At 56.0% G+C, this 25,657-nt stretch carries 32 protein-coding genes; 29 read left to right on the forward strand and 3 right to left on the reverse strand.

The window, feature by feature from the left end:
• Positions 1-166 precede the first annotated feature (166 nt).
• The gene (locus V6F78_RS05365; protein ID WP_332726781.1) at positions 167-1,336 is read left to right on the forward strand and encodes a hypothetical protein; all 1,170 of its coding nucleotides are present in this window, start codon (positions 167-169) and stop codon (positions 1,334-1,336) included.
• 2 nt (positions 1,337-1,338) lie between these two features.
• On the forward strand, positions 1,339-2,355 hold the full coding sequence (locus V6F78_RS05370) for a hypothetical protein (protein ID WP_332726782.1): 1,017 nt from the start codon (positions 1,339-1,341) through the stop codon (positions 2,353-2,355).
• Between the two features lie 151 nt (positions 2,356-2,506).
• On the opposite strand, the gene V6F78_RS05375 is transcribed toward V6F78_RS05370, so the two are convergent.
• Both V6F78_RS05375 and V6F78_RS05380 read right to left on the reverse strand, forming a co-directional pair.
• Positions 2,507-3,520, reverse strand: coding sequence for a phage portal protein (locus V6F78_RS05375; protein WP_332726783.1), 1,014 nt, complete (start codon positions 3,518-3,520; stop codon positions 2,507-2,509).
• Positions 3,520-5,277, reverse strand: coding sequence for a terminase ATPase subunit family protein (locus V6F78_RS05380; protein ID WP_332726784.1), 1,758 nt, complete (start codon positions 5,275-5,277; stop codon positions 3,520-3,522). The genes V6F78_RS05375 and V6F78_RS05380 overlap by 1 nt, the downstream gene beginning before the upstream one ends.
• A gap of 167 nt (positions 5,278-5,444) precedes the next feature.
• On the opposite strand from V6F78_RS05380, the gene V6F78_RS05385 reads away from it, so the two are divergent.
• From V6F78_RS05385 to V6F78_RS05450, 14 genes are all read left to right on the forward strand, one after another.
• Complete coding sequence (locus V6F78_RS05385) at positions 5,445-6,278, forward strand: GPO family capsid scaffolding protein (RefSeq protein ID WP_169863045.1); 834 nt, start codon at positions 5,445-5,447, stop codon at positions 6,276-6,278.
• A gap of 41 nt (positions 6,279-6,319) precedes the next feature.
• Positions 6,320-7,354 carry a phage major capsid protein, P2 family gene (locus V6F78_RS05390; protein WP_332726785.1) on the forward strand — a complete coding sequence of 345 codons (1,035 nt, stop codon included), beginning with the start codon at positions 6,320-6,322 and terminating at the stop codon, positions 7,352-7,354.
• A gap of 3 nt (positions 7,355-7,357) precedes the next feature.
• Positions 7,358-8,062: a phage terminase small subunit gene (locus V6F78_RS05395; RefSeq protein WP_194862359.1), complete on the forward strand. Its 705-nt coding sequence runs from the start codon at positions 7,358-7,360 to the stop codon at positions 8,060-8,062.
• A 117-nt stretch (positions 8,063-8,179) separates the two neighbouring features.
• The gene (locus tag V6F78_RS05400; RefSeq protein ID WP_094992995.1) at positions 8,180-8,641 is read left to right on the forward strand and encodes a head completion/stabilization protein; all 462 of its coding nucleotides are present in this window, start codon (positions 8,180-8,182) and stop codon (positions 8,639-8,641) included.
• The gene (locus V6F78_RS05405; RefSeq protein WP_332726786.1) at positions 8,641-8,853 is read left to right on the forward strand and encodes a tail protein X; all 213 of its coding nucleotides are present in this window, start codon (positions 8,641-8,643) and stop codon (positions 8,851-8,853) included. The genes V6F78_RS05400 and V6F78_RS05405 overlap by 1 nt, the downstream gene beginning before the upstream one ends.
• Positions 8,854-8,903: 50 nt before the next feature.
• Entirely contained in the window at positions 8,904-9,218 is a 315-nt protein-coding gene (locus tag V6F78_RS05410) for a phage holin, lambda family (protein ID WP_094992997.1), read from the forward strand.
• Positions 9,215-10,057 (forward strand): N-acetylmuramidase family protein, encoded by an 843-nt coding sequence (locus V6F78_RS05415; RefSeq protein WP_332726787.1) that lies wholly within the window; start codon positions 9,215-9,217, stop codon positions 10,055-10,057. Before V6F78_RS05410 ends, V6F78_RS05415 begins: the two co-directional genes overlap by 4 nt.
• On the forward strand, positions 10,054-10,260 hold the full coding sequence (locus V6F78_RS05420; protein ID WP_203305836.1) for a hypothetical protein: 207 nt from the start codon (positions 10,054-10,056) through the stop codon (positions 10,258-10,260). Before V6F78_RS05415 ends, V6F78_RS05420 begins: the two co-directional genes overlap by 4 nt.
• Complete coding sequence (lysB, locus tag V6F78_RS05425) at positions 10,257-10,700, forward strand: Rz-like lysis system protein LysB (protein ID WP_332726788.1); 444 nt, start codon at positions 10,257-10,259, stop codon at positions 10,698-10,700. Before V6F78_RS05420 ends, lysB begins: the two co-directional genes overlap by 4 nt.
• Positions 10,606-10,800 (forward strand): Rz1-like lysis system protein LysC, encoded by a 195-nt coding sequence (gene lysC, locus V6F78_RS05430; RefSeq protein WP_332726789.1) that lies wholly within the window; start codon positions 10,606-10,608, stop codon positions 10,798-10,800. Before lysB ends, lysC begins: the two co-directional genes overlap by 95 nt.
• Positions 10,797-11,279: a phage tail protein gene (locus tag V6F78_RS05435; RefSeq protein ID WP_332726790.1), complete on the forward strand. Its 483-nt coding sequence runs from the start codon at positions 10,797-10,799 to the stop codon at positions 11,277-11,279. The genes lysC and V6F78_RS05435 overlap by 4 nt, the downstream gene beginning before the upstream one ends.
• The gene (locus V6F78_RS05440; RefSeq protein WP_332726791.1) at positions 11,269-11,727 is read left to right on the forward strand and encodes a phage virion morphogenesis protein; all 459 of its coding nucleotides are present in this window, start codon (positions 11,269-11,271) and stop codon (positions 11,725-11,727) included. The genes V6F78_RS05435 and V6F78_RS05440 overlap by 11 nt, the downstream gene beginning before the upstream one ends.
• A gap of 472 nt (positions 11,728-12,199) precedes the next feature.
• Entirely contained in the window at positions 12,200-12,412 is a 213-nt protein-coding gene (locus V6F78_RS05445) for a hypothetical protein (RefSeq protein WP_332726792.1), read from the forward strand.
• Between the two features lie 80 nt (positions 12,413-12,492).
• Positions 12,493-12,621, forward strand: coding sequence for a hypothetical protein (locus tag V6F78_RS05450; protein WP_332726793.1), 129 nt, complete (start codon positions 12,493-12,495; stop codon positions 12,619-12,621).
• Between the two features lie 439 nt (positions 12,622-13,060).
• Here the strand turns inward: V6F78_RS05450 and V6F78_RS05455 are convergent, their stop codons facing one another.
• On the reverse strand, positions 13,061-13,339 hold the full coding sequence (locus V6F78_RS05455; RefSeq protein WP_332726794.1) for a hypothetical protein: 279 nt from the start codon (positions 13,337-13,339) through the stop codon (positions 13,061-13,063).
• Between the two features lie 600 nt (positions 13,340-13,939).
• Here V6F78_RS05455 and V6F78_RS05460 point away from each other — a divergent pair.
• From V6F78_RS05460 to V6F78_RS05520, 13 genes are all read left to right on the forward strand, one after another.
• Positions 13,940-14,512, forward strand: coding sequence for a phage baseplate assembly protein V (locus V6F78_RS05460; protein WP_332726847.1), 573 nt, complete (start codon positions 13,940-13,942; stop codon positions 14,510-14,512).
• Positions 14,509-14,853, forward strand: coding sequence for a GPW/gp25 family protein (locus V6F78_RS05465; protein ID WP_203305842.1), 345 nt, complete (start codon positions 14,509-14,511; stop codon positions 14,851-14,853). Before V6F78_RS05460 ends, V6F78_RS05465 begins: the two co-directional genes overlap by 4 nt.
• Positions 14,850-15,764, forward strand: a complete 915-nt coding sequence (locus V6F78_RS05470) for a baseplate J/gp47 family protein (protein WP_332726795.1) — start codon at positions 14,850-14,852, stop codon at positions 15,762-15,764. The genes V6F78_RS05465 and V6F78_RS05470 overlap by 4 nt, the downstream gene beginning before the upstream one ends.
• Positions 15,761-16,378: a phage tail protein I gene (locus tag V6F78_RS05475; protein WP_332726796.1), complete on the forward strand. Its 618-nt coding sequence runs from the start codon at positions 15,761-15,763 to the stop codon at positions 16,376-16,378. Before V6F78_RS05470 ends, V6F78_RS05475 begins: the two co-directional genes overlap by 4 nt.
• Complete coding sequence (locus V6F78_RS05480; protein WP_332726797.1) at positions 16,375-18,216, forward strand: phage tail protein; 1,842 nt, start codon at positions 16,375-16,377, stop codon at positions 18,214-18,216. Before V6F78_RS05475 ends, V6F78_RS05480 begins: the two co-directional genes overlap by 4 nt.
• Position 18,217: 1 nt before the next feature.
• Entirely contained in the window at positions 18,218-18,829 is a 612-nt protein-coding gene (locus V6F78_RS05485) for a phage tail assembly chaperone (protein ID WP_169863024.1), read from the forward strand.
• Between the two features lie 121 nt (positions 18,830-18,950).
• Positions 18,951-20,120: a phage tail sheath protein gene (locus V6F78_RS05490; protein ID WP_332726798.1), complete on the forward strand. Its 1,170-nt coding sequence runs from the start codon at positions 18,951-18,953 to the stop codon at positions 20,118-20,120.
• Positions 20,121-20,177: 57 nt separating this feature from the next.
• Positions 20,178-20,693 (forward strand): phage major tail tube protein, encoded by a 516-nt coding sequence (locus V6F78_RS05495; protein WP_094993990.1) that lies wholly within the window; start codon positions 20,178-20,180, stop codon positions 20,691-20,693.
• A 49-nt stretch (positions 20,694-20,742) separates the two neighbouring features.
• The gene (locus tag V6F78_RS05500; RefSeq protein WP_094993989.1) at positions 20,743-21,072 is read left to right on the forward strand and encodes a phage tail assembly protein; all 330 of its coding nucleotides are present in this window, start codon (positions 20,743-20,745) and stop codon (positions 21,070-21,072) included.
• 8 nt (positions 21,073-21,080) lie between these two features.
• A complete protein-coding gene (locus tag V6F78_RS05505; protein ID WP_097192435.1) occupies positions 21,081-21,200 on the forward strand; it encodes a GpE family phage tail protein in 120 nt (39 codons plus the stop codon).
• Complete coding sequence (locus V6F78_RS05510; protein WP_332726799.1) at positions 21,190-23,916, forward strand: phage tail tape measure protein; 2,727 nt, start codon at positions 21,190-21,192, stop codon at positions 23,914-23,916. The genes V6F78_RS05505 and V6F78_RS05510 overlap by 11 nt, the downstream gene beginning before the upstream one ends.
• Before the next feature lie 5 nt (positions 23,917-23,921).
• On the forward strand, positions 23,922-24,362 hold the full coding sequence (locus tag V6F78_RS05515) for a phage tail protein (RefSeq protein ID WP_094993986.1): 441 nt from the start codon (positions 23,922-23,924) through the stop codon (positions 24,360-24,362).
• Complete coding sequence (locus V6F78_RS05520) at positions 24,359-25,657, forward strand: phage late control D family protein (protein ID WP_169892395.1); 1,299 nt, start codon at positions 24,359-24,361, stop codon at positions 25,655-25,657. Before V6F78_RS05515 ends, V6F78_RS05520 begins: the two co-directional genes overlap by 4 nt.

The raw sequence follows: 25,657 nt of genomic DNA on the forward strand, positions 1-25,657 counted from the left end.
ACCCATTTTTCTGAAGACTAAAGCAGAAAGCACCAGGTATAGTGTCATCAAAATAGACAGCTAATATTAAAAACCATTGGGAATAGAACATCATGATTCCGAGAAAAACCCTAGCAATCATGAACATTACAAACAAATCACTACAGGCTAAAAAAGGATATTGAGCATGGAAATCAAATCAATACTCACGGACCACAAAGTTTCAGCAAGAAGCATCCTTATTGAAATAAAAGTTGCGGACTATTTAAATCTAGCCAAAGAGATATTGAAATCCAACCAATTTCAGCGCAAGAGAGTCAGAGGGTCAAAAAGTGTATATTCACTTTTGAAAAAAGACATTCTTTCCGGATGCGTAATGCCTCCGATCGTACTAGCGTACACTAGAGAGAAAGGCAACTTAGAAGACAACCTTGAAAACTCAATCAAAACAGAGAGCGGGCACTTCTCCCTTTTAGACGGACTACAAAGAACCTATACTCTAATAGATATCGAACAAGAGACCGCTGACACTCCGAATATACAGGAGGGGTTTTTAAATGGGAAAATTCGATGCGAAATATATGAAGGCATAAACAGACTGGGTATTTTATATAGAATGCTGACCTTGAATACAGGTCAGACAGCTATGTCTCTGCGCCACCAAATTGAAATCATGTATCTTAATTTTCTAGATATCGATATTCAGGGTGTGCGACTGGTCAGAGAAGTTGATGATTCTAGAGCCAGGCAGGCTAACGAGTACAACTTTCGCGATGCCATTGAAGGATTCAACTCATATATAGAGAGAAGCGAATCACCTCTTGATCGAGGAGATATTCTCGATAACATTTCAAGCTTAGAGAACCTTGCAAAAGAAAATAATGATAAAGATTTATTCAAAGAGTTCGTTTCATCGTGGGATGATTTTATGAGAAAAATCCAATCACTCAACATCCAATATCCAAGTGATGATACTGATTCAACTGATCCTGACCACTCTGAGAACTCTACAAAAAAACTTTGGGCAGCCAATGGTGTGCAAGCTTTTAAAAGAGCACAAGCTATTTCAGGCTATGGTGCGGCTATAGGCTTACTAAGAGATGATGACGAGAAACTCCACTTCGATACTCTTTCGGTAGCAGATATTATTATCGGCTCAGAACCTGAAGACTTCATCACACAACTTAACGATTCTATAGACAATATCAACTCAAGAGCAAAAAAGATTGGTAACGCACAGCGACTTTTCTTCAGGCAGTTTTTCAAAATGCTGTTCTGGAAAGAGTCCGGTTGCTACCTCAACCTATTCAAGTCACAAGAAGAAGCTTACAAGAGCTCTATAAAAATCGGTATCTAATCATGCGAAACCAATACCGATTAAAACGCATTATAAAACTCAAACATAAAGATAATTCTGGAGAAATAACCACATTAGAAATACCTAAAAACCTAAACCAAGATAACCTTTCCAAAATAAATCTTAGCGAGTACTCCGTCTCAATTGTCGCTATTGACAGAGAACTCGCCGAAGCCGAAATAACGACACTAAAATTAAAAAACACAACTATCGGATTTCTAATACCAGGACAAGCAATTTTATCACCTGACTCACCAATGAACGAAAACAGCTACTACGGACCTTACTCTTTAATTGCTGCAATAACAGCCTGCAGCAACTCTTTTGAAAGCAATTACGATCTCTCCTCTCCTACAACTAATGACGGCATCTTCTTTACAGATCTATTTTATGCTGTCGTCTGGATCAAAAAGCTTGAGGTTTCTAAGGAAAGTTTCTTTGACTTGTATTTTGCTTGCCTAGCTAGGTCTGGTATTTACTTCTCCCCAAAAAAAGAAAAACCACTACCGAACAGCAGAACTCTAGAGACGTATAGCAATGAGATTCGCCTAACAAAAAACAAAGAGCAAAGATCTTATGTGAGCTTAATTACTGGTGAGCTTTCACCTTTCACCCCAGATCCATTCCTAAGATTTTTCTATCTATATCAAGTAATAGAAAGTCTGATGACTGATGAGTACGAATCAAAATACCTCGCGATCAAAACAAAACTCGACGCGCATGGTACGCCAACTATCACTCAACTTCATGATTTTTTAGACGACTTTCGAGACATATCAAAAGAAAAAACACGCATACTCAATGCATTACAACCAAGGTGTATCGATAGTGAAAAAAGCGCTGAAAAAATACTCACAGCGCTTGGTGAAAGTTTTGAAAAACTTGATTTCCCTGGGAAAATTTATTGCCTAAGAAACATCATATTTCATGATTTCAAGAGAATACATAAACTATCTGCCGAAATCGCAGAACTAGAGGAAAATTTAATGAACTACATATTAAACATCAAACTTATATAAAGGCACAGCACCACCTAAATCGCTTCTTCTCTAGAGAGATAGATTTCCTGCATATTTTCGAGGCTGACTCATACATAAGCTTTAACGACGTACAGTATGAGCCAGCTCAATTGATAATTTATTTTTTAACTTTACAACAACTGAAACCAACTCAATCTTCTGATCTATACGCTTTAAACCTAATAACCTCTTCCCCAGCCCACTCATTCAACTGCGCCATACGCGCCTGAATCGGCTCCAGCTCGTTCGCAACAAATATCTGCGCCGCTTCCCGGATCGACCCAAACCCACCCGCGTTCTGCGGCACGATGCCCATTAACTGCGGCGGTATGCGCAGGCTGGCCAGCACGTCATCTCGGGTCTGGTTTTTGATTGAACTAAACTCATCCTTGGCGGCAACCTCACTGACTGGGATCAACTGGATGCCGTCCTTCTTGCCGTTGGGCGAGTAGACAAACAGATTGCGAAAGTTGCCCGGCCCCTTGGAATCCTTCAGCGCTTTGCGCAGTGACTCGACGTCTGATTCGTTCTGCGCCGGGTCGGTCATGTAGAGGATGAAACCGGCATGGCTGCCGTTTTCGTAGTACTTGCGGCGAAACAACGTCGCCGATTCGTTGAGCAACGCTGACTGGAGCGCACTGATCCATTCCGGCAGACCGTACACCTCCTGGTGCAAGTCAGCTTCGCGCAGCTGGAATATGCTGCCCGCGTCGAATTCGTGTTCTTCCTTCCAGCCCTGCACCAGGAAATAACGCCCGTCCTGCCCTGCCCGCATGTACTTGGCCAACGCTGGTTTGAGTTGAAAGGTCGAGCCCAGCATCGAGCGGCGCGCTTCGATGTAGCCGTTGCCGAGACTGAGAAAATCCAAGGCGAACTGTTCAAACGCGGCCCGCGACAGCAGCCGGTGCGGGATAAAGGTTTTGCTCAGCAGGTTGCGCTTGAAGGTCAGGCCCGAATGCAGATGCACGCTGGAACCCACCGAGCGCGACAGCCCGTCGAGCGACAACGGCGGTTCGTACCAGCGCCCGTTAAACCAGCATTCCAGATAATCAAACACCGCACGACCGCCCAGCACCGGGGTCGGATCGCCAAAACTGAAGGCCTGAATCGACTGATTCACTTTGCCGTCTGCCACGTGAGGTGCGGCGACCGATTGATCGTTCATTAAAAAATCTCCATCCGCCCGGTATTCGAGGCGGTTTGCCCCTCCAGCGGTTCGTTGTGCAATGCGTGAAAGAGCGCCCAGGCCAGATCGGCGTGGCCGGTGGTGTCGTTGCGCCCTGCGGTGTAGGTGTATTGGCGACCGCCTGCGGTGACGGTTTTGCGGATGGCCATCAGCGACTGAGCCATGTCCGTCCAGCCGGCGTCGAACTCCAGCCGGCCGTTGTGGATCACGTCATAGGCTTTGAGCACCAAGCGGGTTTTGACTTCGGGCGAGTAGCTGAAGGTAGTGACATTTGGGAAGAACTGGCGCACCAATTGCGCCACGCCGCTGCCCAAGCCGGTGACATCGATGCCGATGTAGGTCACCCAATAGCGGTCGCAGACGCTTTTGATAAACGCCGCCTGTGCTGCGAAGTCCATGCCCCGGAACTGGTGGCGTTCCAGTACACGGAACTTGCCACCGGGCACCAGCGGTGGCGCGCACACCACCAAACCGGAACAGTCGCCGGTTTCAGCCGGGTCGTAACCGATCCACACCTGTCGGTCGCCGAACGGGCGTGAAGCAAACGGCTTGTAGTCTTCAGCCCACTCGACCCAGCTATCGACCATGCAGGACTGCAAAAGGGCCAGCGGAAAGATGCTGGCTCCGTCGTCAACAAAATCACACATCAACAGGTTGGCGAACGCTTCCGGGCTGTACTCGCGGCGCAGCTCCTCAATGTCGAACAGGTCACAGCCGCCCCGCTCCGCGTCCAAAATGGTGACAATCTGCCGCCATACCCGATCCTCACAGAACCGCCCTTGCTGCAGACTGCCGTGGGAGGTGTCGACTTTGGTGTGTTGCGCGGCGGGCTTGCCCTTGTTAAAACGCTCCCCCGTCCAGAAGGTATACGCCTCGTGGGCCATGCTCGATGGCGTGGAAAAGTAGGTTTTACGCCACTTCTTGTGCATCGCCATGCCCGAAGCGACCTTGTTCAGCTCTTCAAACTTGAACGTCCAGAAGAACTCGTCGAAGTAGAAATTGCCGTGATAACCCTGCGCCGTTCGGGCGTTGGTTCCGAGAAAAAACAGCTCAGCGCCGTTAGGCAGCACAATCGGATCACCCGTCAGTTCGACCCCGCACACCTCGCGTACGAACGCCAGGATGTAGCCCCGGAACAAGTAGGCTTGGTTCTTGGATGCTGACAGGAAAATCTGATTACGCCCGGTCTCCAGCGCATCGATAAACGCCTCGCGGGCAAAGTAGTACGTGGCGCCGATCTGTCGACTTTTTAGAATGACCCTGGTGCGTTGATTACCCGCCCGGTACCAGTCTTTCTGGTAATCGAAACAGCCATCAATAAACGCCTCGCGCAGCAGCTCGATCTGGTCTTCGCTGATCTCGTTTTTGACTGCTTTTTTCTTCGGCTCGCTGTTGCGCTTGGCAAGGTTCGGATTGAGGTCAGTTTCAGTACCTCCGCCCTGATAGCGCACGATCCGTGCTTGGCGCTCAAGCTGGCGATGCAGCAGATCAATTTCCTTAAAGTCGCCGCTGGTCTTGCCCTCTTTGAGGATCAACTGCACCAGGCGTGCTTCCAGTGCGCCGCCGATGCGCTCGACGTTGTCCGCCCGATCCCACTCGTCGCGGGTCTTCCAGCTGTGTAGCGTTTTCTCTTTTTCGCCCGTAGCCTCGGCGATCTCACAGATGCGCCACCCCATCCAATACAGAAATTTGGATTGGCGGCGCGCATCCATCGGTAACAAAGCGGTCGTAGTCATGGCCGCGATGCTGCCGCCCGCGCCCGTTCCTCAATAGCAGCCCCCCTTGTACACCCCGGCCCTACAAGGGCGCCTCGTTGCCGCAACACGCGCGCGTCCCGACCATGCCCTTCATTGCAACGCGTCTTTCCGATAGGAACGCGCCCCACGCATTGAGGATCTACGGCATGAAAAAATTTCGCAGCAAATGGTTCCGGGTTGCCGTTGAAGGCGCGACCACCGACGGGCGTCGCATTGAAGGCGACTGGATCGACCAGATGGCCACCAGTTACGACCGCAGCAAATACGGCGCCCGCGTGTGGATGGAACACATTCGCGGCACCCTGCCCGACTCTCCTTTCCGCGCGTACGGCGACATTCTTGCGGTCAAGGCTGAAGAGGTCGAAATCAACGGCAAAAAGGTGCGGGCGCTGTTTGCCCAGATTGAGCCGACAGACGATTTAGTCAGCATGGTCAACAAGCTGAAGCAGAAGATTTTCACCAGCATCGAAGTGCGCGAGAAATTTGCCGACACCGGCAAGGCTTACCTGATGGGCCTTGGCGTCACTGACACCCCGGCCAGCCTTGGCACGGAAATGCTGGCCTTCTCGGCACAGCATCCAGATGCCAGCCCGCTCAAATCGCGTAAACAATCGCCAGACAACCTGTTCACCGTGGCCGAAGAAACCGAGTTGGTGTTTGAGGAATACGAAGAGAAACCCGGCATCGGCGCCCAACTGTTCAGCAAGGTTCAAGACCTGCTCAAACGCAAAGAATCCCGGGACGACAGTGAGTTCGGTGCGATTGGCCAAGCCGTCGAGGCCATTGCCGAGCACGGCAAAAGTCTGGAAGAGCAGTTCTCAGCCGCCCAGACCAGCAACAGCGAACTGCGGACCCAAGTGCAGCAACTGAGCACGGACTTGAACACGTTGAAAACCACCCTTGGCAACACTCAGGATCATTCCCAACTCTCTCGCCCCCCGGTGACCGGTGGCGGCAGCCAGGCACTGGCTGAATTCTGACCTGACGGCCCACACCTGCACGCCCACGACCGGAGACACCCATGCGTAACGACACACGAAAACTCTTTACCGGCTACCTCAGCCAAGTGGCCAAACTCAATGGCGTCGAGTCTGCCAACGCCACGTTTAACGTAGACCCGAGCATCCAGCAAAAACTGGAAACCAAGATTCAGGAATCCAGCGAGTTCCTCGGCAAGATCAACATCATCGGGGTCGATGAGCAGGAAGGCGAAAAGGTCGGTCTGGGCGTTGGCAGCACCATTGCCGGCCGCACTAACACCAACGTCAAAGCCCGCGAGCCACGCAGCATCGGCACCTTGTCGAGCGACAAGTACAAAGCCGAAAAAACCGACTTCGACACCTTCGTCACCTATCGCCAACTGGATGCCTGGGCCAAGTTCCCGGACTTCCAGACACGCCTGTCGAGCGCCATTGCCCAACGCCAAGCCCTGGACCGGATTCAAATCGGCTTCTATGGCATCAAGGCTGCCGAACAAACGGACCGCGTCGAAAACCCGCTGCTGGAAGACGTCAACATTGGCTGGCTTGAGCAGTACCGTTTGCACGCTCCCGACCGCGTACTCAAAGAAGGCGCCGAGAAAGGCAAAATTCGCATCGGTAAAAACGGTGACTTCAAAAACATCGATGCCCTGGTGTATGACGCTATCCAGTTGCTTGACCCGTGGTATCGCCGCAATCCGGGCCTTGTGGTGCTGACCGGCCGTGAACTGGTACACGACAAATTCCTGGCCCTGGTCAACAAAGACCAGGACGCCACCAACACCCTGGCCAGCGACCTGATCATCTCGCAACGTCGCGTCGGCGGGCTGCCGCTATACGAGGTGCCTTACATGCCCGAAGGCGCTGTGCTGATCACCACCTTCGCCAACCTGTCGGTTTACTGGCAACTCATGGCCCGCCGTCGCTACCTGAAAGAAGAACCGGAGTGGAACCGCATCAGCAACTACGAGTCGTCAAACGACGCCTACGTGGTCGAGGACTACGGCCTTGGGTGCCTGCTGGAGAACATCACCCCGGTCGATACGGTTGAACCTGATCCGGTCAGCGAGGGTTAACTCATGGCGCTCAGCCTTGCTCAAGCCCACCAACGCCGCGCCCGTGCGGCGATGGAATCCGCTAAAACCGCGCCCATGCAGTCAATGGCGGGCGCGACGGCGTACGAGCATCAGCTCAACCAACTGCTTCAGGATCGGCTGCGCCTGAAGTCGATCCAGTCCAACGAAGGCAAGGCCGCGCTCAAGCTCCAGCTGCTGCCTGAATACATCCCTTACGTCGAAGGCGTGCTTGAAGCCGGGAACGGCGCGCAAGACGAAGTCATGACCACCGTCATGGTCTGGCGGATCGATGCCGGCGATTACAAAGGCGCACTGGATGTGGCGGCCTACGTGCTCAAACACAAATTGGTAATGCCGGACCGTTTTGAGCGCACCACCGGCTGTCTAGTGGCCGAAGAAATCGCCTCAGCCGCGCTTAAAGCGCAAAAGGCTGGGGACGACAGCTTCGACATTAGCGTGCTGTATCGGACCCTCGAAATGACCGAAGACCAAGACATGCCCGATCAGGCTCGCGCCAAGCTCTATCTGGCTGCCGGACGCGCCACGCTGGTCAGCCTTAATGCTGAGACACGTGGGCAAGCCGGTCAGTTGGAAGCAGGCATTGACCTGCTCAAACGGGCCATTGAGCTGCACGACGGTTGTGGCGGCAAAAAAGACCTGGATAGCGCCGAGCGCCTGCTGAAAAAACACACCGCTACAGCCGAATAAGCTGCAGCGGTTAACCGAGCGTCCCCACGCACCCCGCCGGCTCGGGACTGAACAGGCAGTGTCTTTAGCACTGACCTGTAACACCCCGACCACCGGCGACCTATTTAGAGCTTACGCATGAGCGGATTCATAGCCAGCGGCAGCACGCCCAGCGGCCATATCAACACCGACACTTTCTGGCCGTCCATCGATCTGGATGCGTTGCGCAGTACCTTGCGCGTCGATGCCAGTGTCACCCCGGCGCGCCTGGAAACTGCGTGTATCTCGGCTGCCATCAACCTCAACCGCGAGCTGAAAGACTGGCGTGTCATTCAACAAGCAGCCGGCTACAGCGAGCTGGCCCAAGTCCCTGCCGAGCAGGTGCAAGACGTTTCGGCGTTGGTCCACCTCTATCGTCGCGCCATTGAGGCCGGTACCGGCGCCGAAGTCTGTGAACGCTATCGCTCCTACGACAGCACCAACAGCGGCAATAAAAACGCCGAAGAACTCACCCCGAGTATCGACGACTACCGTCGCGATCTGCGCTGGGCAGTGCGTGATTTTCTCGGTACCAATCGCACCACCGTGGAGTTGATCTGATGACCATCTCGGTGCGCGCCCAACAAAACGACACGGTTGACGCCTTGTGTTGGCGCCATTACGGCCGCACGGCGGGCGTGACCGAGGCCGTGTTAGAGGCCAACCCCGGTCTGGCCGAACACGGCCCGTTTCTGCCACATGGCACCCCGGTGAACCTACCCGACGCCCAACCCGCCGCGCCTCAGCGGCACGTGGTGAACCTATGGGACTGAACCGCTGCAAAACCTGGAAACCACGCCCCTTGGACACTGGAAAACATCACATGCCTGAACGTCCCGACACTTGGGCTTGGTTGGCCACCTGGCTCGAACAGAATTGGCCAACCCTGTATGCCGGGGTTTTAGCCCTGGTCATTGCCGGCCTGCGGGTGATGTACGGCGGTGGCACGCTGCGCCGCGTATTGATTGAGGCACCGTTATGCGGCGCCTTGGCCCTCACTGCGAGTCACGGCCTGGCACTGATCGGCGTGCCCATCACCACCGCACCGTTCTTTGGGGGCGTGATCGGTTTGCTGGGCGTGGAAGGCACCCGCGCGGCGGCCAAAAAGTTTTTTATCCGTAAGGTAGAACAATCATGACCACCCTGCGCCACGGCGACCGCTCGCAAGCGGTGCGCATCCTGCAAACCAACCTCAACAGCCACGGGGCCAAACTCAAGGCCGACGGCCATTACGGCGACCTGACCGAAACCGCCGTGCGCGCTTATCAGTTGAAAGCCGGACTGGTGGCCGATGGTATTGCTGGCACTAAAACCCTCGCGAGCCTGTCAGGGGGCGATTGTCAGCAGTTGCTGAAAAACCATGACCTGGTCAACGCCGCCAAACGCCTCGACGTGCCACTGGCCAGTGTTTACACGGTCAATGAAGTGGAATCCAACGGCAAAGGATTTCTCGACAACGGCAAGCCGGTGATTCTATTCGAGCGGCACATCATGTATCGCCAGTTAACAAGCCCTCGTCACGAGGGGGATAACCCGGCCCAACTCAAACAGCACGCTGACGAACTGACCGCCTTGAACCCCGCCATCGTCAACCCAAAGCCGGGTGGTTATGCAGGAGGCAGCGCCGAGCATCAGCGGTTGAGCCATGCGCGGCTGATCGACGACAACGCGGCCCTTGAGTCCGCCTCCTGGGGTGCGTTCCAGATCATGGGCTTCCACTGGCAGCGCTTGGGCTATGACAGCGTCCAGGAGTTTGCCGCCGCCATGAGTGCCAGCGAGTCGCAGCAGTTCGACGCATTCGTACGTTTTATCGAGACCGACTCAGCGCTGCACAAAGCCCTCAAAACGCGTAAATGGGCCGAGTTCGCCAAGCTCTACAACGGCCCGGATTACCAGCGCAATTTGTACGACATCAAACTGCAACGGGCCTTTGAGCGGCATGCGGACTGCGGTTGTGGTCAGGAGGTGGTGGCATGATCGATCTCGACGAAGTCCGCGCCCTGCGGGTGCAGGACGGCGACCTGCTGGTGGTGCCACACAACACCGAAACCGAAGGCATGCATGACCTGATCGAGGCGCTGCGTCATGTGCAGCCCGATGCACGGGTCATCATCATTCGTGGTCCGGTCGAACACCTGGACATCGACACTATGAACCAACTGGGTTGGTACCGCGCATGAGCGCCCTGCGCCAAGTACTGTACGGACTTGCCCTGCTTGGCGCCTTGGCGCTGTTTATCTGGGGTCAGCAGCAACGCATCAACGTTGCACGGCAAGCGACGGAACTGGCGCAACACGATGCGAAAGCAGCACGCGAAGACGCCGCCCGCAATTTGAACACCGCCACCACCCTGAACCGCGCGCTGAACCTGGAGCGTCAGGCACAAAGCCAACTGCGTGGCCTGCACGACCAACTGCGCCAAGGCTTGGCCCAGCGCGAGCTTCAGATAGAGGGACTGAAACGTGAAAACACTGCACTGCGCGATTGGGCTGCCCAGCCTTTGCCTGACATTGCTCGCCGGTTGCGTGAGCGCCCCGCCATCATCGGCGCCGACGCTTATCGTCAGTGGCTGTCCGGCCGTGGTGCCATGCCAACTGCCAGCGACCGGCCCAAACCATAACGGCGACTTGCTCACCGATCAGGAGCGCACCGAAGCCGCGTGGGCCGAGTGCGCGGCGCAGGTCGATATGATTTTTCAACAACAGCAGGCCACGCCATGAACAAGCCCGACAGCCTGCGCGCTCACCTGCTCGCCACCATCGCCGAACTCAAGCACAACCCCGACCGGATGCTGATCTTCATCGACAACGGCAAAGTGCGCTGCACCGCTGCCGCGAGCCTGTCCTTTGAATACAGCTTCGACCTGCAAATCATCCTCACCGACTACGCAGGCCACCCCGACAGCGTGATACTGCCGCTGCTGGGCTGGCTCAGCGTCAACCAATCCGAACTGCTGGAAAACCTCGACAAGTCGGCGCAAGGCATCAAGTTTGAGGCGGACGTGCTGGATAACAGCAAGGTCGATCTGAGCATCCGCCTGCCACTAACTGAGCGCGTGGTCGTGGGCCAGGATGCGGACGGTAACACCACCGTCAAACACCCAGGCGAACCACAGCGAGTCGCCAACTATCTCGACCCCGCATGGCGCCCCGGCAGCTTGGGGCTCGATGGCGAATGGATGATTCAAAATGGCCAATGACCTGGACGCACTGGAAGACTGGGCCGGTGTGCTGCTCAGCAAACTGGAACCCGCCGCCCGGAGCAAACTGGCCCGTTCATTGGCCCAAAAACTGCGCCGCAGTCAGCAACAACGGGTAAAGCAGCAGCGTAACCCCGATGGCAGTGCCTATGCGGCGCGCAAGCCACGTGATCTGAAAGGAAAGAATGGACGGATCAAGCGTCAGGCGAAAATGTTCCAAAAACTACCAAAGGCCAGCTATCTAAAAGCAATGGGCGATGGGCAGTCGATCACTGTGGGATTCACCGGGCGAGTGGCACGGATTGCGCGAGTGCATCAATTCGGGCTGAAAGATCGCGCCGAGGCGAATGCCCCGGAGGCTCGCTACAAACAGAGGGAGGTTCTGGGCTTTACCTCGCAGGATTTGGAACTGATTCGAGACGGGCTGCTGGCTCACCTTAAGTCCTGAATGGTGCACTTGCCGATGGAAGTGCAACAGTTGGCTGTAAATAAGCGGAAGAGCCACAACAAGCGCTCAATCAGGAAAGCTCACGCCTTTATCCCACCAACTGATCACACTGTGCCATCATCAAAAGGAGCATCAAATGACCAAGTACGGGAAAATTGAATCGATCTACAACACCGACATCGTCAACCACTTCTTGTCCAAAGACTGAGAATTAATCGGTAATCCTACCAATGGAACTGACCCTGATACTGGAGCGCCAGCGCCGTGCTATACGCTGGGCAAGCCGGTAGAGCCTACAGGCGCCTAAGGTGTTACGAATAACGCCGCTTATGTCAAACAGGCATCCACACTTGAGCCAGTGCTGGGGCCCTTTTCTTGCCCACGGGAACCACTCCCCCTTAGAGTGGTAGGCCATACACTCCGGCTTTGGTTTTACGCACATTGGGCCGCAGACTCGGGCAAGGAACCGTACATGACCATCGAGCAAGAAGTACTAAGGCACAGCCTGCAAGAAATGAAACTTACATATCCAGCTGAGGCCGCGCTGACCTGCGCATTGCTAGAAATTCTCGACTATGGAAAAAGCCTCATCCGTGACCCCGATCAGCTTCGGGGAATGGTGTTTGCACTTGGCAAAAAACTGTCTATCAAAGGTAATAAGGGGCTGAGCAGCTGGAATGTTTAGCTGCTGCAGTTTGTGAAAGACGGTGCCTTGAGTGAAGAGCAGGCCGCCAACTTCAAACGTCAGGCTGAGGAGATCCGGCGATGAATGGTCGTTACAGTAACGATCCGTTTACCTCGATAAAAATGCCGCCCGAGGTGCTGGACCTCCTGCGCCGCTTGAACGCCATCGAGCGCAGCAGCGACACCCTGCAGGTGCTTCAGGCCAGCTAGCGGGCGTAAGGCGTGATCGAAGCGCTGGAAGCGCTCAAGGTGCTTAAGTCGGCGAGATTGAAAGCCTATACCTGGTCATGGAAAACACCGCGCAGGCGCGGGTTACGGCGCTGCTGTGATCGGGGAAGGGATTCACGAAGACGCGCTACAACACCTGGTGCAACAGAGCGCGGTCAGGGAGTTTGTCGTTGGGCCGTGATGCCAGCCGGGAGAAATGGACGTTTTCAGTGCGCCTCGGCGGGCCGCACTTGCGGCTGATCTTGGTTCGCTCAAGAAGAGAAACTATCAGGACGTGTGCCACGTCTGACAGCAGTGGGACGCATTACTGAAAGGCTCGGGGTTAGAGGCTTTGCAGTTGAGCTATGACCCACTACTGCGACTAAATCGCAGGCAAAAAAAACCGCCTTTGGGAAGGCGATTTTCTTTGCTAATCCAGCTATCAGTGAAGTGTTCTACCGTTCAAATTCATTTCAAGCCATTTATTTACATCAGAATCCCCATGACCGACAGCATTGTCAATCTCGGATACGTAAAGGCTTTCTTCATACTCAATGAAAGGCTTGAGCCGTTTATAAATCTCCTTCGGTGTGCAGTCCGTCTGAATTGCAAAGACCGAAGGTGTCAGCTGTGTTGCTGAAAACTTGTAGATTTCAGCAATAAGTTGTTGGCGCTTAACGCCCAGTTTTCCTGCGTTACAGGTGATCAACATGGTCGGCATAGCCGATATCTCCAATGGAGCAACATTAGTTTATGCCTTTCCTGAGGAGATCAACGGTCCGAATCAATGGTTGCTAAACACATCCATCTTTGGCTCAATGATCAACCGTCAGGGCCGACGATTCATTTCGGTTTCAGGTTCTAGATTGGTGCGGGTGAATACGGTATCGGTCTCCAAACTTAAGCCGTGTTCGCCTGCAAGCTTCGTCCCCTCCCAAACCTCACCAAATGAGGCCAGAGTTCACCATCCCCCCTACATCTAGGGTTTTCCGACGGCGTGTATACAAGATATGCGTTTGCGTAAGCACCTGCAATGCATGGCCTGTGGATAACTCTGTGTGTAAATTGTGTATGAAAGCTTGAATATTCACGTAGGCCGCACTGCATCGGCATTTAGCCGTATGTCACCGGATTTCACCGAACAAAACAAACTTACCTTTTTCAAATCAACAAAGCTTAGGCGTCTAAACCACGTTACAGCACGAGCTGAATGCTCGAGCTTGAAAAGTATTTAGAACAACAGGGCTATTCACTTTGTAGTCATTACATCTACAACCCCTATCTGCTGCACTCCCACACGCGCAGCGCCACCATCGGCGCCATGAACAACCTCCCCGCCCTCGCCCGCATGATCGAAAACCTCATCCGCTTCGGCACCATTGCCGAAACTCAGATGAACCCACCCCGTGTACGTGTAAAAACCGGCGAACTGCTAACCGGTTGGCTGCCGTGGCTCGCTATGCGCGCTGGATCTGATCAGGAGTGGGACCCGCCCACCATCAACGAACAAGTAATCCTGTTCAGCCCCTCGGGCCAACTCGCCAACGGCATCGCCCTCACCGGCATCTACAGCACTGCGCACCCGGCCAGTGGCGACCGTGAGGGCTTGCACCGCCGCTCCTACCGCGACGGCACGGTGATCGAGTACGACAGCGTCGCGCACCATCTGAATGCGGTATTGGCCGACGGCGGTACGACCAATCTGGTCAGCACAGGCGGCATCACCATTGTCGGCCCGATCACCCACCAGGGCGATTACACCCAAACCGGTAATCAAACCGTCACCGGCACAGTCACCGTATCCGACGATGTGGTGGCCGCAGGCATCAGCTTGGTCAAACACACCCACGGCGGCGTGATGCCCGGTGGTTCTGTAACGGGAGCGCCGCAATGAACCGTGAAACGGGTGCCGCGATCAGCACAGTCGAGCATATCGGCCAATCCATCAGCGACATTCTGACCACCCGCCTCGGCACCCGTGTGATGCGCCGCGAATACGGCAGTTTGCTGCCCGAGCTGGTGGATCAACCGTTCAACGACGTCACACGACTGCGGGTTTATGCCGCCAGCGTGATGGCGATTATGCGCTGGGAACCACGGGTAAACGTCACCCGCGTGCAACTGCACGGTGCTACGTTGCAAGGCCAGGTGGTGATTGATATTGAAGGTCGCATCCTCGACCGCAATCAGGCGCTGAATATGAGCCTGCCCTTGCAACTGGGAGGCGGGGCATGAACACCTTCGCTGCCATCGACCTCAGCCTGTTGCCGACGCCGCAAATCGTGCAACAAATCGACTACGAGCAAATCCTTGCCGAGCGCAAAGCTCACGCCGTCAGCCTATGGCCGGTTGAGCAGCAGGCCGATATCGCAGCACGGCTGAATCTGGAATCGGAGCCGCTGACCAAGCTGCTGGAAGAGAACGCCTACCGCGAAACCCTCTGGCGCCAACGGGTGAATGAAGCGGCGGTGGCGAACATGCTGTCGCTGGCCACCAACTATGACCTGGACAACCTCGCGGCCAATTTCAACGTCAAGCGGCTGGTGATTCAGGAAGGTAAGCCCAACGCGAGCCCGCCTGTCGCCCGCGTGATGGAGAGCGACGACAGCCTGCGCGAGCGAGCGCAGATGGCGTGGGAAGGCTTGAGCACCGCAGGCCCGCGTAACAGCTACATCATTCACGCCCGTGCCGCCGATGGTCAGGTGGGTGATGCCACCGCTGAAAGCCCCACGCCAGCCGCGGTGGTGGTGACGGTGCAAGCGTTACTCGGGGACGGCACGGCGAGCGCCGCGTTGTTGAAAACCGTGCTGGCATATCTCAGCGATGATGACCGCCGCCCAGTAGCGGATCGCCTGACAGTACAAACCGCACAAGTCATCCGCTACCAAGTCAAGGCAACGCTGTACCTGACCAGCAGTGGTCCCGAATCTGAACCGATCCTTGTCGCCGCAGAAAAACGCCTGCTGGCTTACGTGCATCAGCGCCGTCGTTTGGGCATGGAAGTGTCAGAGTCAGCCGTTCACGCCGCACTGCATGTGGAAGGTGTGCGCAGGGTCGCGCTGGATAACTGGCAAGACATTCGTGCCACGCCCTATCAAGCGCCCTTTTGCACCTCGGTTGCGCTGACGTTAGGCGTTGAGCCGTGACCAGCCCGTCGTTGCTGCCACGCAATGCCAGCGACCTGGAGCACCAGGCGGCTCAAGCATTGGCGCAGATACAACGTGTACCTGTGCCATTGCGCCAGTTGTGGAACCCCGACACTTGCCCCGCCGAATTGCTGCCGTATCTGGCGTGGTCGTTGTCGGTCGATCGCTGGGACAGCAAATGGCTGGAAAGCACCAAGCGCGCGGCGATCCGGGCGTCCTACGTCATCCATTCGCGTAAAGGCACCATCGGCGCGCTGCGCCGGGTGGTCGAGCCTCTGGGTTATCTGATCGAAGTCGTCGAGTGGTGGCAGACCGTCCCCGAAGGCGTACCGGGCACTTTCGCGCTAAAGGTCGGTGTGCTCGACACCGGCATCACCGAAGAGATGTATCAGGAGCTGACCTTTCTAATCGATGACGCCAAACCCGTCAGCCGTCACTTGACCGGCCTCACCATCAGTTTGGAAAGCACCGGACTTATCAACGTATTTGCCGCGCTGTATGAGGGCGACGAAATCGACGTTTACCCACCAGCTCAGCGTGACATTGAGGTCACCGGTCACTTCGGCTCATCTGGCCGCGAACACCACATCGAAACCCTGGACGTTTACTTATGATTGATCAAAACAGCCAGTTTATGGCGATCCTCACCGCCGTAGGGGAAGCCAAACAAGCCAACGCCGATGCCCTCGGCATTCCCTGGACGTTCTCGAAAATGGGCGTGGGCGATGCCAATGGCACGGATCCGATTCCGAATCGCTTACAGACCAAGCTGATCAATGAGCGAAACCGCGCCCCGCTGAATCAGGTCAAGGTCGATCCGAAAAACACCAACGTAATCATTGCCGAACAGGTGATTCCGGAAAATGTCGGCGGTTGGTGGATTCGTGAAATTGGTCTGTATGACGCAGACGGTGATCTGGTAGCTGTCGCTAACTGCGCGCCGAGCTTCAAGCCGTTGCTGGCTCAAGGCAGCGGCAAGACCCAAGTGGTGCGGATGAACTTCATCGTCACCAGTGCGGCCAATGTGACGCTGAAGATTGATCCGAGTGTGGTGCTGGCGACCCGGCAGTATGTGGATGACAGCATCGCTCACAGCACCACTGAAACAAACAATGCGCTCGCCAAAAAGGTATCGCGCTCCGGAGACGAGATGACCGGCGGGCTGGTCTTCTCAAACGGCACAAACGTTTCTCCCGCGCTAAGTTGGCGTGAACCGTCGGGGATTGGCGGTTTCAGCCTAAACAACAAAGTGCTGCGCTATATCGGTTATTACGGTGCGGAGTCCAAGCAATTATTCTCCTTGGACTTCAACTCGGGACACGTTGCCAACGCTCGGGGCACGCTGTGGGATGTAGTGACGTACCCGCCCTCAAATTATTGGAACACGTCCAATTTCAATCCCGCGACCAAAGCAGACGCTACGGCCATGGTTGCCGCTTTGGCTACTAAAGCTGAATGGGCTACGACACTGGCTGGCTATCGCATCAGTGATGCATATACCAAAACCCAAACGGGTGAGGCTATTGCAAACGCTATTGCAGAGTTGGTAGATGCGTCTCCGGAGGCACTGGACACGCTGAACGAATTGGCTGCTGCGTTGGGAAACGACCCAAATTTTGCGGCCACGGTTAATGATGAACTGAGCAAGCGCGTAAAGCGAAATGGTGATGCCATGACGGGCGCACTCACGCTAACCGGTAGTACCACAAGCAGTCCTTCATTGAGTTTCAAATCCGCCGAGGGTACGGGCTCGCTCAATGTCTACCAACAGCGGTTGCGTTACATCGGCTACTACGGCAGCGAATCCAAAGAGGTGTTCTCCGTCGACTTTGCTACCGGGGATGCTTTCAACGGACGTGGGGCTCTGTGGGACGTCGCCAAATACCCTCCCGGCCAGTTCATCAAACTGAACCAGTCACTGGCCAGCGGCACCAATCTGCGCTGCGGATCAGGAAATTCGCCCTACATCGCTTCGATGACCCGCGAGACCGGATCATTAGAGGTGCATAACGAAGCCAATAGCGCCGCATCGGCCGTCATTTTATTTCATCGCCGTGGCGCTTTTGGAGCCTACCTTGGATTGGACACCGACAATCAGTTCAAGGTTGGCGGACTCTCCATGGGGGCCAATGCCCACACGCTGTGGCACTCGGGCAACGCGCCTAAAAATACCGGCAGCATGGGCTCTACAGGGTGGTGGCGCTGCGCAGATACCGGCCGCATGCGTATGTGGGGTGTCACGGGCACGGTAGGCCAAGACGTGGCGGTTACCGTGGCGTTGCCAATGACCTTCCCGAACGCCATTTTCGGCGTCAACTTCATACAGATTGCAGAAATGAAAGCCAGCGCTACTGGCAACTACAGCGTTAAAGACGTCACACGATCAAGCTTCACAATCGTGAACGGTAATGACGGCGTAGGGCCTTGTTACTGGGAGGCATGGGGGAACTGACATGACTGATATCTACTACTTGCACCGAGGCCGATTGAATTTTTACTGCGATTCGGCCTTTGGCCCGCGTCAGATCGATGTGGCAGACCCAGAATGGGTAAGACCTACGCTGTTCATACCAGACCCGGACTGGCAACCAGAGTCGGGCAATCTGAGCGCTTCACCGCCACTGATCGAGACGCCTGACTGGCAAGCCGTTGCACCACAAATCACGGTGCAAAACCCAAACTGCCTGTTACCGCCAGAAGACGAACTGATCATCCTGAGTGAGGCTCAGTACCTTGAACTGTCTGCGGCCACAGAAATGGGCAAAGTCATCGCCCTGAATGCAGAGGGTACGCCTTGCCTCATTGATCCGCCTACAGCCACTATCGAGCAGCAAAGCGAGAGGCAGCGCCAATGGCGTGACCGTCTGTTATTGAGCACCGACACTTTGGTGGTTCGTCATCGGGACGAAACTGAATCAGGCCGCGCCACCAGCCTGACAGGTGAGCAATACAGAGAACTCCAGGTATTTCGCATGGCCTTGAGAGACTGGCCACAAACCCGGCACTTTCCAGCCATGAAGTATCAACCTGTAACGCCTGAATGGCTGGATACAGTCATCGACTAAGCCTCGGAACGGCTACGTCTGCGGCTCCCTGTAGGCGCACCTCGTACAAGCCTACCTGCTCGCCCAACCGCCGCGCGCGCGGCAGCCTGTGCAGTGTCATCCCACTGCGCAGGCACCACCCATGGCCGATTATCTTCACGGCGTGCGGGTCATCGAACTCAACGACGGCACCCGCCCCATTCGCACTATCCCCACCGCCGTTATCGGTATGGTCTGTACCGCCGAAGACGCGGACGCGGCGTTCTTTCCTTTGGACACCCCGGTACTCATCACCAACGTGCAAACGGCTGTTGGCAAAGCCGGGGTCAAAGGCACCCTCGCCGCCAGCTTGCAGGCCATCGCTGACCAGACCAAGCCCTACACCATCGTGGTGCGGGTCAAGGAAGGCGCCGACGAAGCCGAAACCACCAGCGCGCTTATCGGCACCACCACCGCCGACGGCAAATACACCGGCATGAAAGCCCTGCTCGCAGCCAAGGCTCGCTTGGGCATGGTGCCGCGCATTCTCGGCGTGCCGGGGCTGGACAGCTTGCCGGTGGCCACCGCACTGGCGAGCATTGCCCAGCAGCTACGCGCATTCGCCTACGTCAGCGCGTGGGACTGCAAAACCAAAGAGGAAGTGGTTGCCTACCGCGAAAACTTCGGCGCCCGCGAAATGATGGTCATCTGGCCGGACTTCCTGAACTTCGATACCACCACCAGCAAAACCACCGTCGCGTCAGCTGTGGCCCGAGCCTTGGGTTTACGCGCCAAGATCGATCAGGAATTTGGCTGGCATAAAACCCTGTCCAACGTCCCCGTCAACGGCGTGACCGGCATCAGTGCCGACGTGTTCTGGGACCTGCAAAACCCGGCCACCGATGCCAATTACCTCAACAGCAACGAAGTCACCACGCTGATCAATGAAGGCGGATACCGCTTTTGGGGCAGCCGCACGTGTTCCGACGACCCGCTATTTGCCTTTGAGAACTACACCCGCACCGCGCAAATCCTCGCCGACACCATCGCCGAAGCACACATGTGGGCAGTTGATAAACCGATGCACGCGTCCCTGGTGCGCGACATTGTTGAAGGGATCAACGCCAAGTTCCGCGAGCTGATCTCGCAGGGCTACTTGATCGGCGGCAGTTGCTGGTTCCCGGACGACATCAACGAAAAAGACACCCTCAAGGCCGGTAAGCTCTACCTCGATTACGACTACACACCGGTACCGCCGCTGGAAGACCTGACCCTGCGCCAACGCATCACCGACCGCTACCTGATCGACTTCGCCAGCAAGATCAACCGTTAAACCGGCCCTCCCCGTAAGGGGAGTCAGCCCCGCGCCTGCTCACCGGAGAACCGCGCCATGGCCTTACCTCGCAAACTCAAAAACATAAACCTGTTCAACGACGGCAACAGTTACCTCGGCGTGGCCAAGTCCGTCACCTTGCCGCCTCTGGCCCGCAAGATGGAAGGCTATCGTGGCGGCGGCATGAATGGCACGGTCAAGGCCGATCTGGGCATGTCCGACGATGGCATCCAGTTCGACTGGAAAACCGGCGGCCTTGATTTGATCTCCCTCAAACAGTTCGGCGCCGTCAACGCATCCGCCGTTGCCCTGCGCTTCTCCGGCCCGTTTCAGCAAGACGACACAGGCGAAACCAGCACTGTGGAAATCGTTGTGCGCGGTCGACACGAGTCCATCGAAATGGGCGATGCCAAACCCGGCGAAGACACCGAGCACAGCATGAAAACTACCTGTACCTACTACAAGCTGACCGTCGATAACGAGGAAATCATCGAAATCGACCTGCTCAACTTTATCGAGAAGGTCAACGGCGTGGACATGCTGGAAAAACAACGTAGCGCCTTGGGCATTTGATCCGAGTTCCGTCACCCATCCTCGTTAACGTCATCACCTGGAGCCACACATGAACACCTCTGACACCGCTGAAACCCTGCCCGCTGCCGACGACAACTGCGTCACCCTCGACCAGCCGATCAAGCGCGGCAACACCGAAATCGCCAATATCACCCTGCGCAAACCTTCGTCAGGCGAGCTACGCGGCGTTTTGTTGATCGACCTGCTGAACATGGACGTGTCGAGCCTGATCAAAGTGATTCCGCGCATCAGCAGCCCCGGCATCACCGCTCCAGAAGCGGCAGGCATGGACCCGGCCGACTTGCTAGCCATCGGCAGCAAGATCGCCAGTTTTTTGTTGCAGAAGTCGGCGAAGGCGGATGTGTACCTCGTTGCGTAGAAGACGCCATGGCTGATCTGGCTGTGGTTTTCCACTGGGCCCCGACTGATATGGATCAGTTGGGTCTGCAAGAGCTGATGGACTGGCGCGAGCGCGCCAGGGTGCGGAGTTCCACCGATGGCGAATGATTTAAGACTTAGGGTATTGCTCACCGCCATCGACAAGGCCACCGCGCCGTTGCGTAGCATTCAGGGGCAATCTGCCAAAGCGGCGCAAGCGCTTAAGGCTGCTCGCGACAGCCTTAAAGGCTTGGGTGCCGCGCAGAAACAAGTGGGCGAATTCCGCCAGCTCAAACAGGGGTTGGCCAACACCAGCGCCGAGTTGGTGGCTGCCCGCAACAAAGCCCGCGAATTGGGTCGGCAAATGGCCTCAACCACCACACCGACCCGCGCCATGCAGCGCGAATTTGACAAAGCCAGGCGCTCGCTCCAGCAGTTAAAGCAGCAAGAAATCAGTCAAAACCAACAGCTCAATCAACTGCGTCAACGCCTCAAAGCCACCGGGGTCGATACACGCAATTTGAGCGAGCATGAACGTCGGCTGAAACAGCAAATGGCCGATGCGAACCGTCAGATCGACACCCAACGCAAACGGTTAGAAGCCCTGACCAAACAGCAGCAGCGTATGACCCGAGCGGGCAAAGCCTATCAACAGGGCCAACAACTGGCGGGCAACTCCGCCGCCAAAGGTGCTGCCAGCATGGGCGTGGCCTATGGCATCGGTCGCGGGCTTTATGCGCCCTTAAAGGAAGGCAAGCACTTCGCGCTGGAAGAACAACGAGTGGCTGCGCTGGGCCTCGGTAAAGAGGACACCAGCAAGGCAATCAACTTCGCCAAAAAAATGAAAACCTACGGCACCAGCGTCACCGAAAACCTGACGTTGGTGCGTGATGCCATGACCGTGTTTGCAGATGAACACGAGGCGGAAATGGTTGCCCCTACGCTGGCCAAGATGAAGTTCGCCAACCACGCGCTGTTCGGCGAAGAGCAAGGCGCGGATAACGAACGCAAGTTCATGGACATGCTCAAGGTCATCGAAATGCGCGGCGGGCTGGCCAGCAAAGAGGCATTCATCAACCAGGCCGACATTGTGCAGCGCATCCTCACCGCCACCGGTGGCCGGGTCGGTCCGAACGAATGGCTGAACGTGATCAAGACTGGCGGCGTTGCAGCCAAAGGTATCAAGGACGAAGCCTTCTACTACCAAATGGAACCATTGGTGCAAGAAATGGGCGGGCACCGAGTAGGTACGGCGATGATGAGCGCCTATTCCAACATCTATCAGGGTAAAACCACTAAACGAGCGGCCAACAACATGGAGCAACTCGGCTTGGTCGATCCGAAAAAGGTCAAACACGACAAGGCCGGTCAGATCGCTTTTCTGGACGTGGGGGCGATCAAGGGCAGCGAGCTGTTCCGCGAGAACCAATTCGAATGGATGGAGAAGATCCTGCTGCCGCAGTTGGCTGCCAAGGGCATCACCGACAAGAACAAGGTGCTGGATACCATCGGCAGTATTTTCTCCAACCGCACCGCCTCTAACCTGTTCGCGCAGATGTATTTGCAACGCCATCAGATCCACAAAAACGCCAGGCTCAACGAGGGTGCTGATGGCATTGATCAGTTGTACGTCAAAGCCGTCGATAGCACCCAGGGCAATGAGCTGGAACTGCTCGCACAAAAGGCCAACGCCTATCGCGAAATGAGCGACGCGATCCTTCCGACCTATGTAGCTGCGTTGAAACAAATCACCGTCGCTATCAAAGAACTCACGGCCTGGATGAAGGAAAACCCGGCCGCAGCAGCCGCTGTGTTGAAAACGGTGATGGTCGTCGGCGTGATGGCCGCTACATTTGGCGCATTGGCACTGACCCTTGCCAGCTTGATCGGCCCATTTGTGGTACTGCGCTATGGCATGACGATGTTTGGGATCAAAAGCGGCGGCATCTTTAAAGTGATTCGTAATCTGTTTCCGACAATAACCGGCTTAGCCCGAAATGCTTTACCGATGCTGGCCCAAGGTTTACGCGTCCTGGTCAGCTTAATGGGCGGAGCTTTGATCACCGCATTGCGTTCGGTAGGCATTGCACTGTGGGCGCTGGCTGCGAACCCGATTGTATTGGCCATTGGTGTGATCATCGCGCTGCTCGCCGGCGCCGCCTACCTGATCTACAAAAACTGGGACGCGGTTAAAGGCTATTTCGACAGCTCCTGGAAAGAAATCAAAGCCGGCTTTGACGGCGGCATTGGCGGCATCCTGACGGTGCTGGCCAACTTCAGCCCTATCGGCCTGATCTACCAGGCATTTGCCGGTGTACTGAGCTATTTGGGAATCGATCTGCCCAACCGCTTTACCGAGTTCGGCAGCATGATCGTTAGCGGTCTGGTTAACGGGCTTTATGCTGGCCTGGGCAAGGTCAAAGACGCCATCAACAACATCGGCGACTCGACCATTGGCTGGTTCAAGGAAAAGCTCGATATCCATAGCCCCTCGCGGGTGTTTGCGCAGTTGGGCAGCTTCACGATGGCGGGCCTGACGCAAGGTCTGATCGAGGGTGGCAAAGGCCCACTGAACGCCATCAGCCAGCTCGGCAAACAACTAGCGGCAACCGGTGTACTCGCCCTCGGCACACTCAGCACCCCTGCGCTGGCCGTTGATATGCGTCCACCGATCACTCCGCCCGCGCCGACCACCTACGACAGCAACGACCGCTACGAAATCAACATCCATCCCACGCCCAACATGGATGCCCAAGCCATCGCCCGTGCCGTGCGCGCCGAATTGAGCCGCATTAAGAGCGAAAAAGCCGTGCGCATGCGCAGCAAATTGGGTGATCTGGAGTAATCGTTATGATGCTTGCCTTGGGCATGTTCGTGTTCAGCCTCTCGACGCTGGCCTATCAGGAACTGCAGCGCCAAACAGAATGGCGCCACCCCAGCAACAGCCGGGTAGGTGCTGCGCCGGCACGACAATTTGTCGGTCGCGGTGACGACATCATCACCCTCCCCGGCATCCTCTTCCCGGAACTGGCCGGTACCACACTGAGCCTGGACGCGTTGCGGCTGATGGCCAACACGGGCAAGGCGTGGCCGATGATCGAGGGCAGTGGGCGGATTTACGGCCTATGGGTAATCGAAAGTTTGAGCGAAACCAAAACAGTGTTCTTCCGCGACGGCACACCTCGCCGTATTGAATTTACCCTTACCCTCAAGCGTATCGACGACGATCAACTCGACCTTATTGGTGCTGGCACCCATGCAGGCGTGAGCATTTTGCGAGGGTTGCTATGATCGACTCGACTATTTCGGACGTGGTGGGGTACGTACAAAACACCACCGAACGCGTCATGCGCGACGCAGCGTATCCGATCCCTGCTTTTCGCATCACCGTTGACGGCAAAGATATTGCCCACATCATCAGCCCGCGCCTGATCAGTCTTGAGCTGACCGACAACCGTGGGCTTGAAGCCGATCAACTGAGCCTTACCCTCAGCGACCACGACGGCTTGCTGGCCATGCCCGCCAAAGGCGCGTTGTTGCGGCTTTGGCTCGGCTGGAGCGACACCGGGCTGGTGGATAAGGGCAGCTACACCTTCGACGAAATCGAACACAGCGGCGCCCCCGACATACTCAGCCTGCGCGCCCGATCGGCAGACTTGCGCAAAAGCTTCAAAATCAAACGCGAGCGCAGCTGGAGCAACAAAACCCTGGGCGACGTGATCCGCGACATTGCGCTGGGTAACGGGCTGAAATCGGCCATCGCACAAAAACTGGCTGGGCTGCCACTGCTGCAACTCGACCAGGCCAACGAATCCGATGCCAACCTGATCAGCCGACTCGGCGAAGAATTCGACGCGGTAGCCAGCGTCAAAGCCGGCTGCCTACTGTGCTTGCCTGCGGGTGGCGGTAGGTCGGTAACTGGCATCGCCCTGCCCCATATCACCCTCACCCGCGAAGACGGCGACCAGCATCGCTACCTGCAAGCCGACCGCGACAGCTACGACGGGGTGCGGGCGTACTTCTATGACATCAACAGCGCCAAAAAGCAGCAGGCCATTGCTGGTGGTGGTGAAAACCTCAAAGACCTACGCCACACCTACAGCGACCGACAGTCCGCACTACGCGCGGCCCGTGCCGAATTCAACCGCCTGCAACGTGGAAGCGCGACCCTCAGCTACACCTTGGCTCGGGCGCGGCCTGACTTAATCCCGGAACTGACGTACACCCTGATCGGCGTCAAAGACGAAATCGACGAAATCATCTGGTACGGCGGCAACGTGCTCCACAGCCTCAGCGCCGACAACGGCTACATCATGAGCCTGGAGCTGGAAAGCAAATTACCGGAAGACGCGGTCGAGGACTTGGCGGAGGAAAATCAGAAAACTTACAGCGGCGTCATCGCTTACTACCGCGATGAAAAAACCGGAACGGAAAAGACCAGAACAGCAGGCGACCAAAGCAAGCCAAGACGGCTACTGTGGCTGTACGCCAACAAAAACACGGCAAAACGTGCGGTGGACCGGGAATGGGCGAGGATGCAGGCCGCGAAAGAGGAAACGGAGAACCCCACGGTGGCCGGGGGTTAA

It is taken from the genome of Pseudomonas sp. ESBL9, from assembly GCF_036668715.1.
Lineage (GTDB): Bacteria > Pseudomonadota > Gammaproteobacteria > Pseudomonadales > Pseudomonadaceae > Aquipseudomonas > Aquipseudomonas lundensis.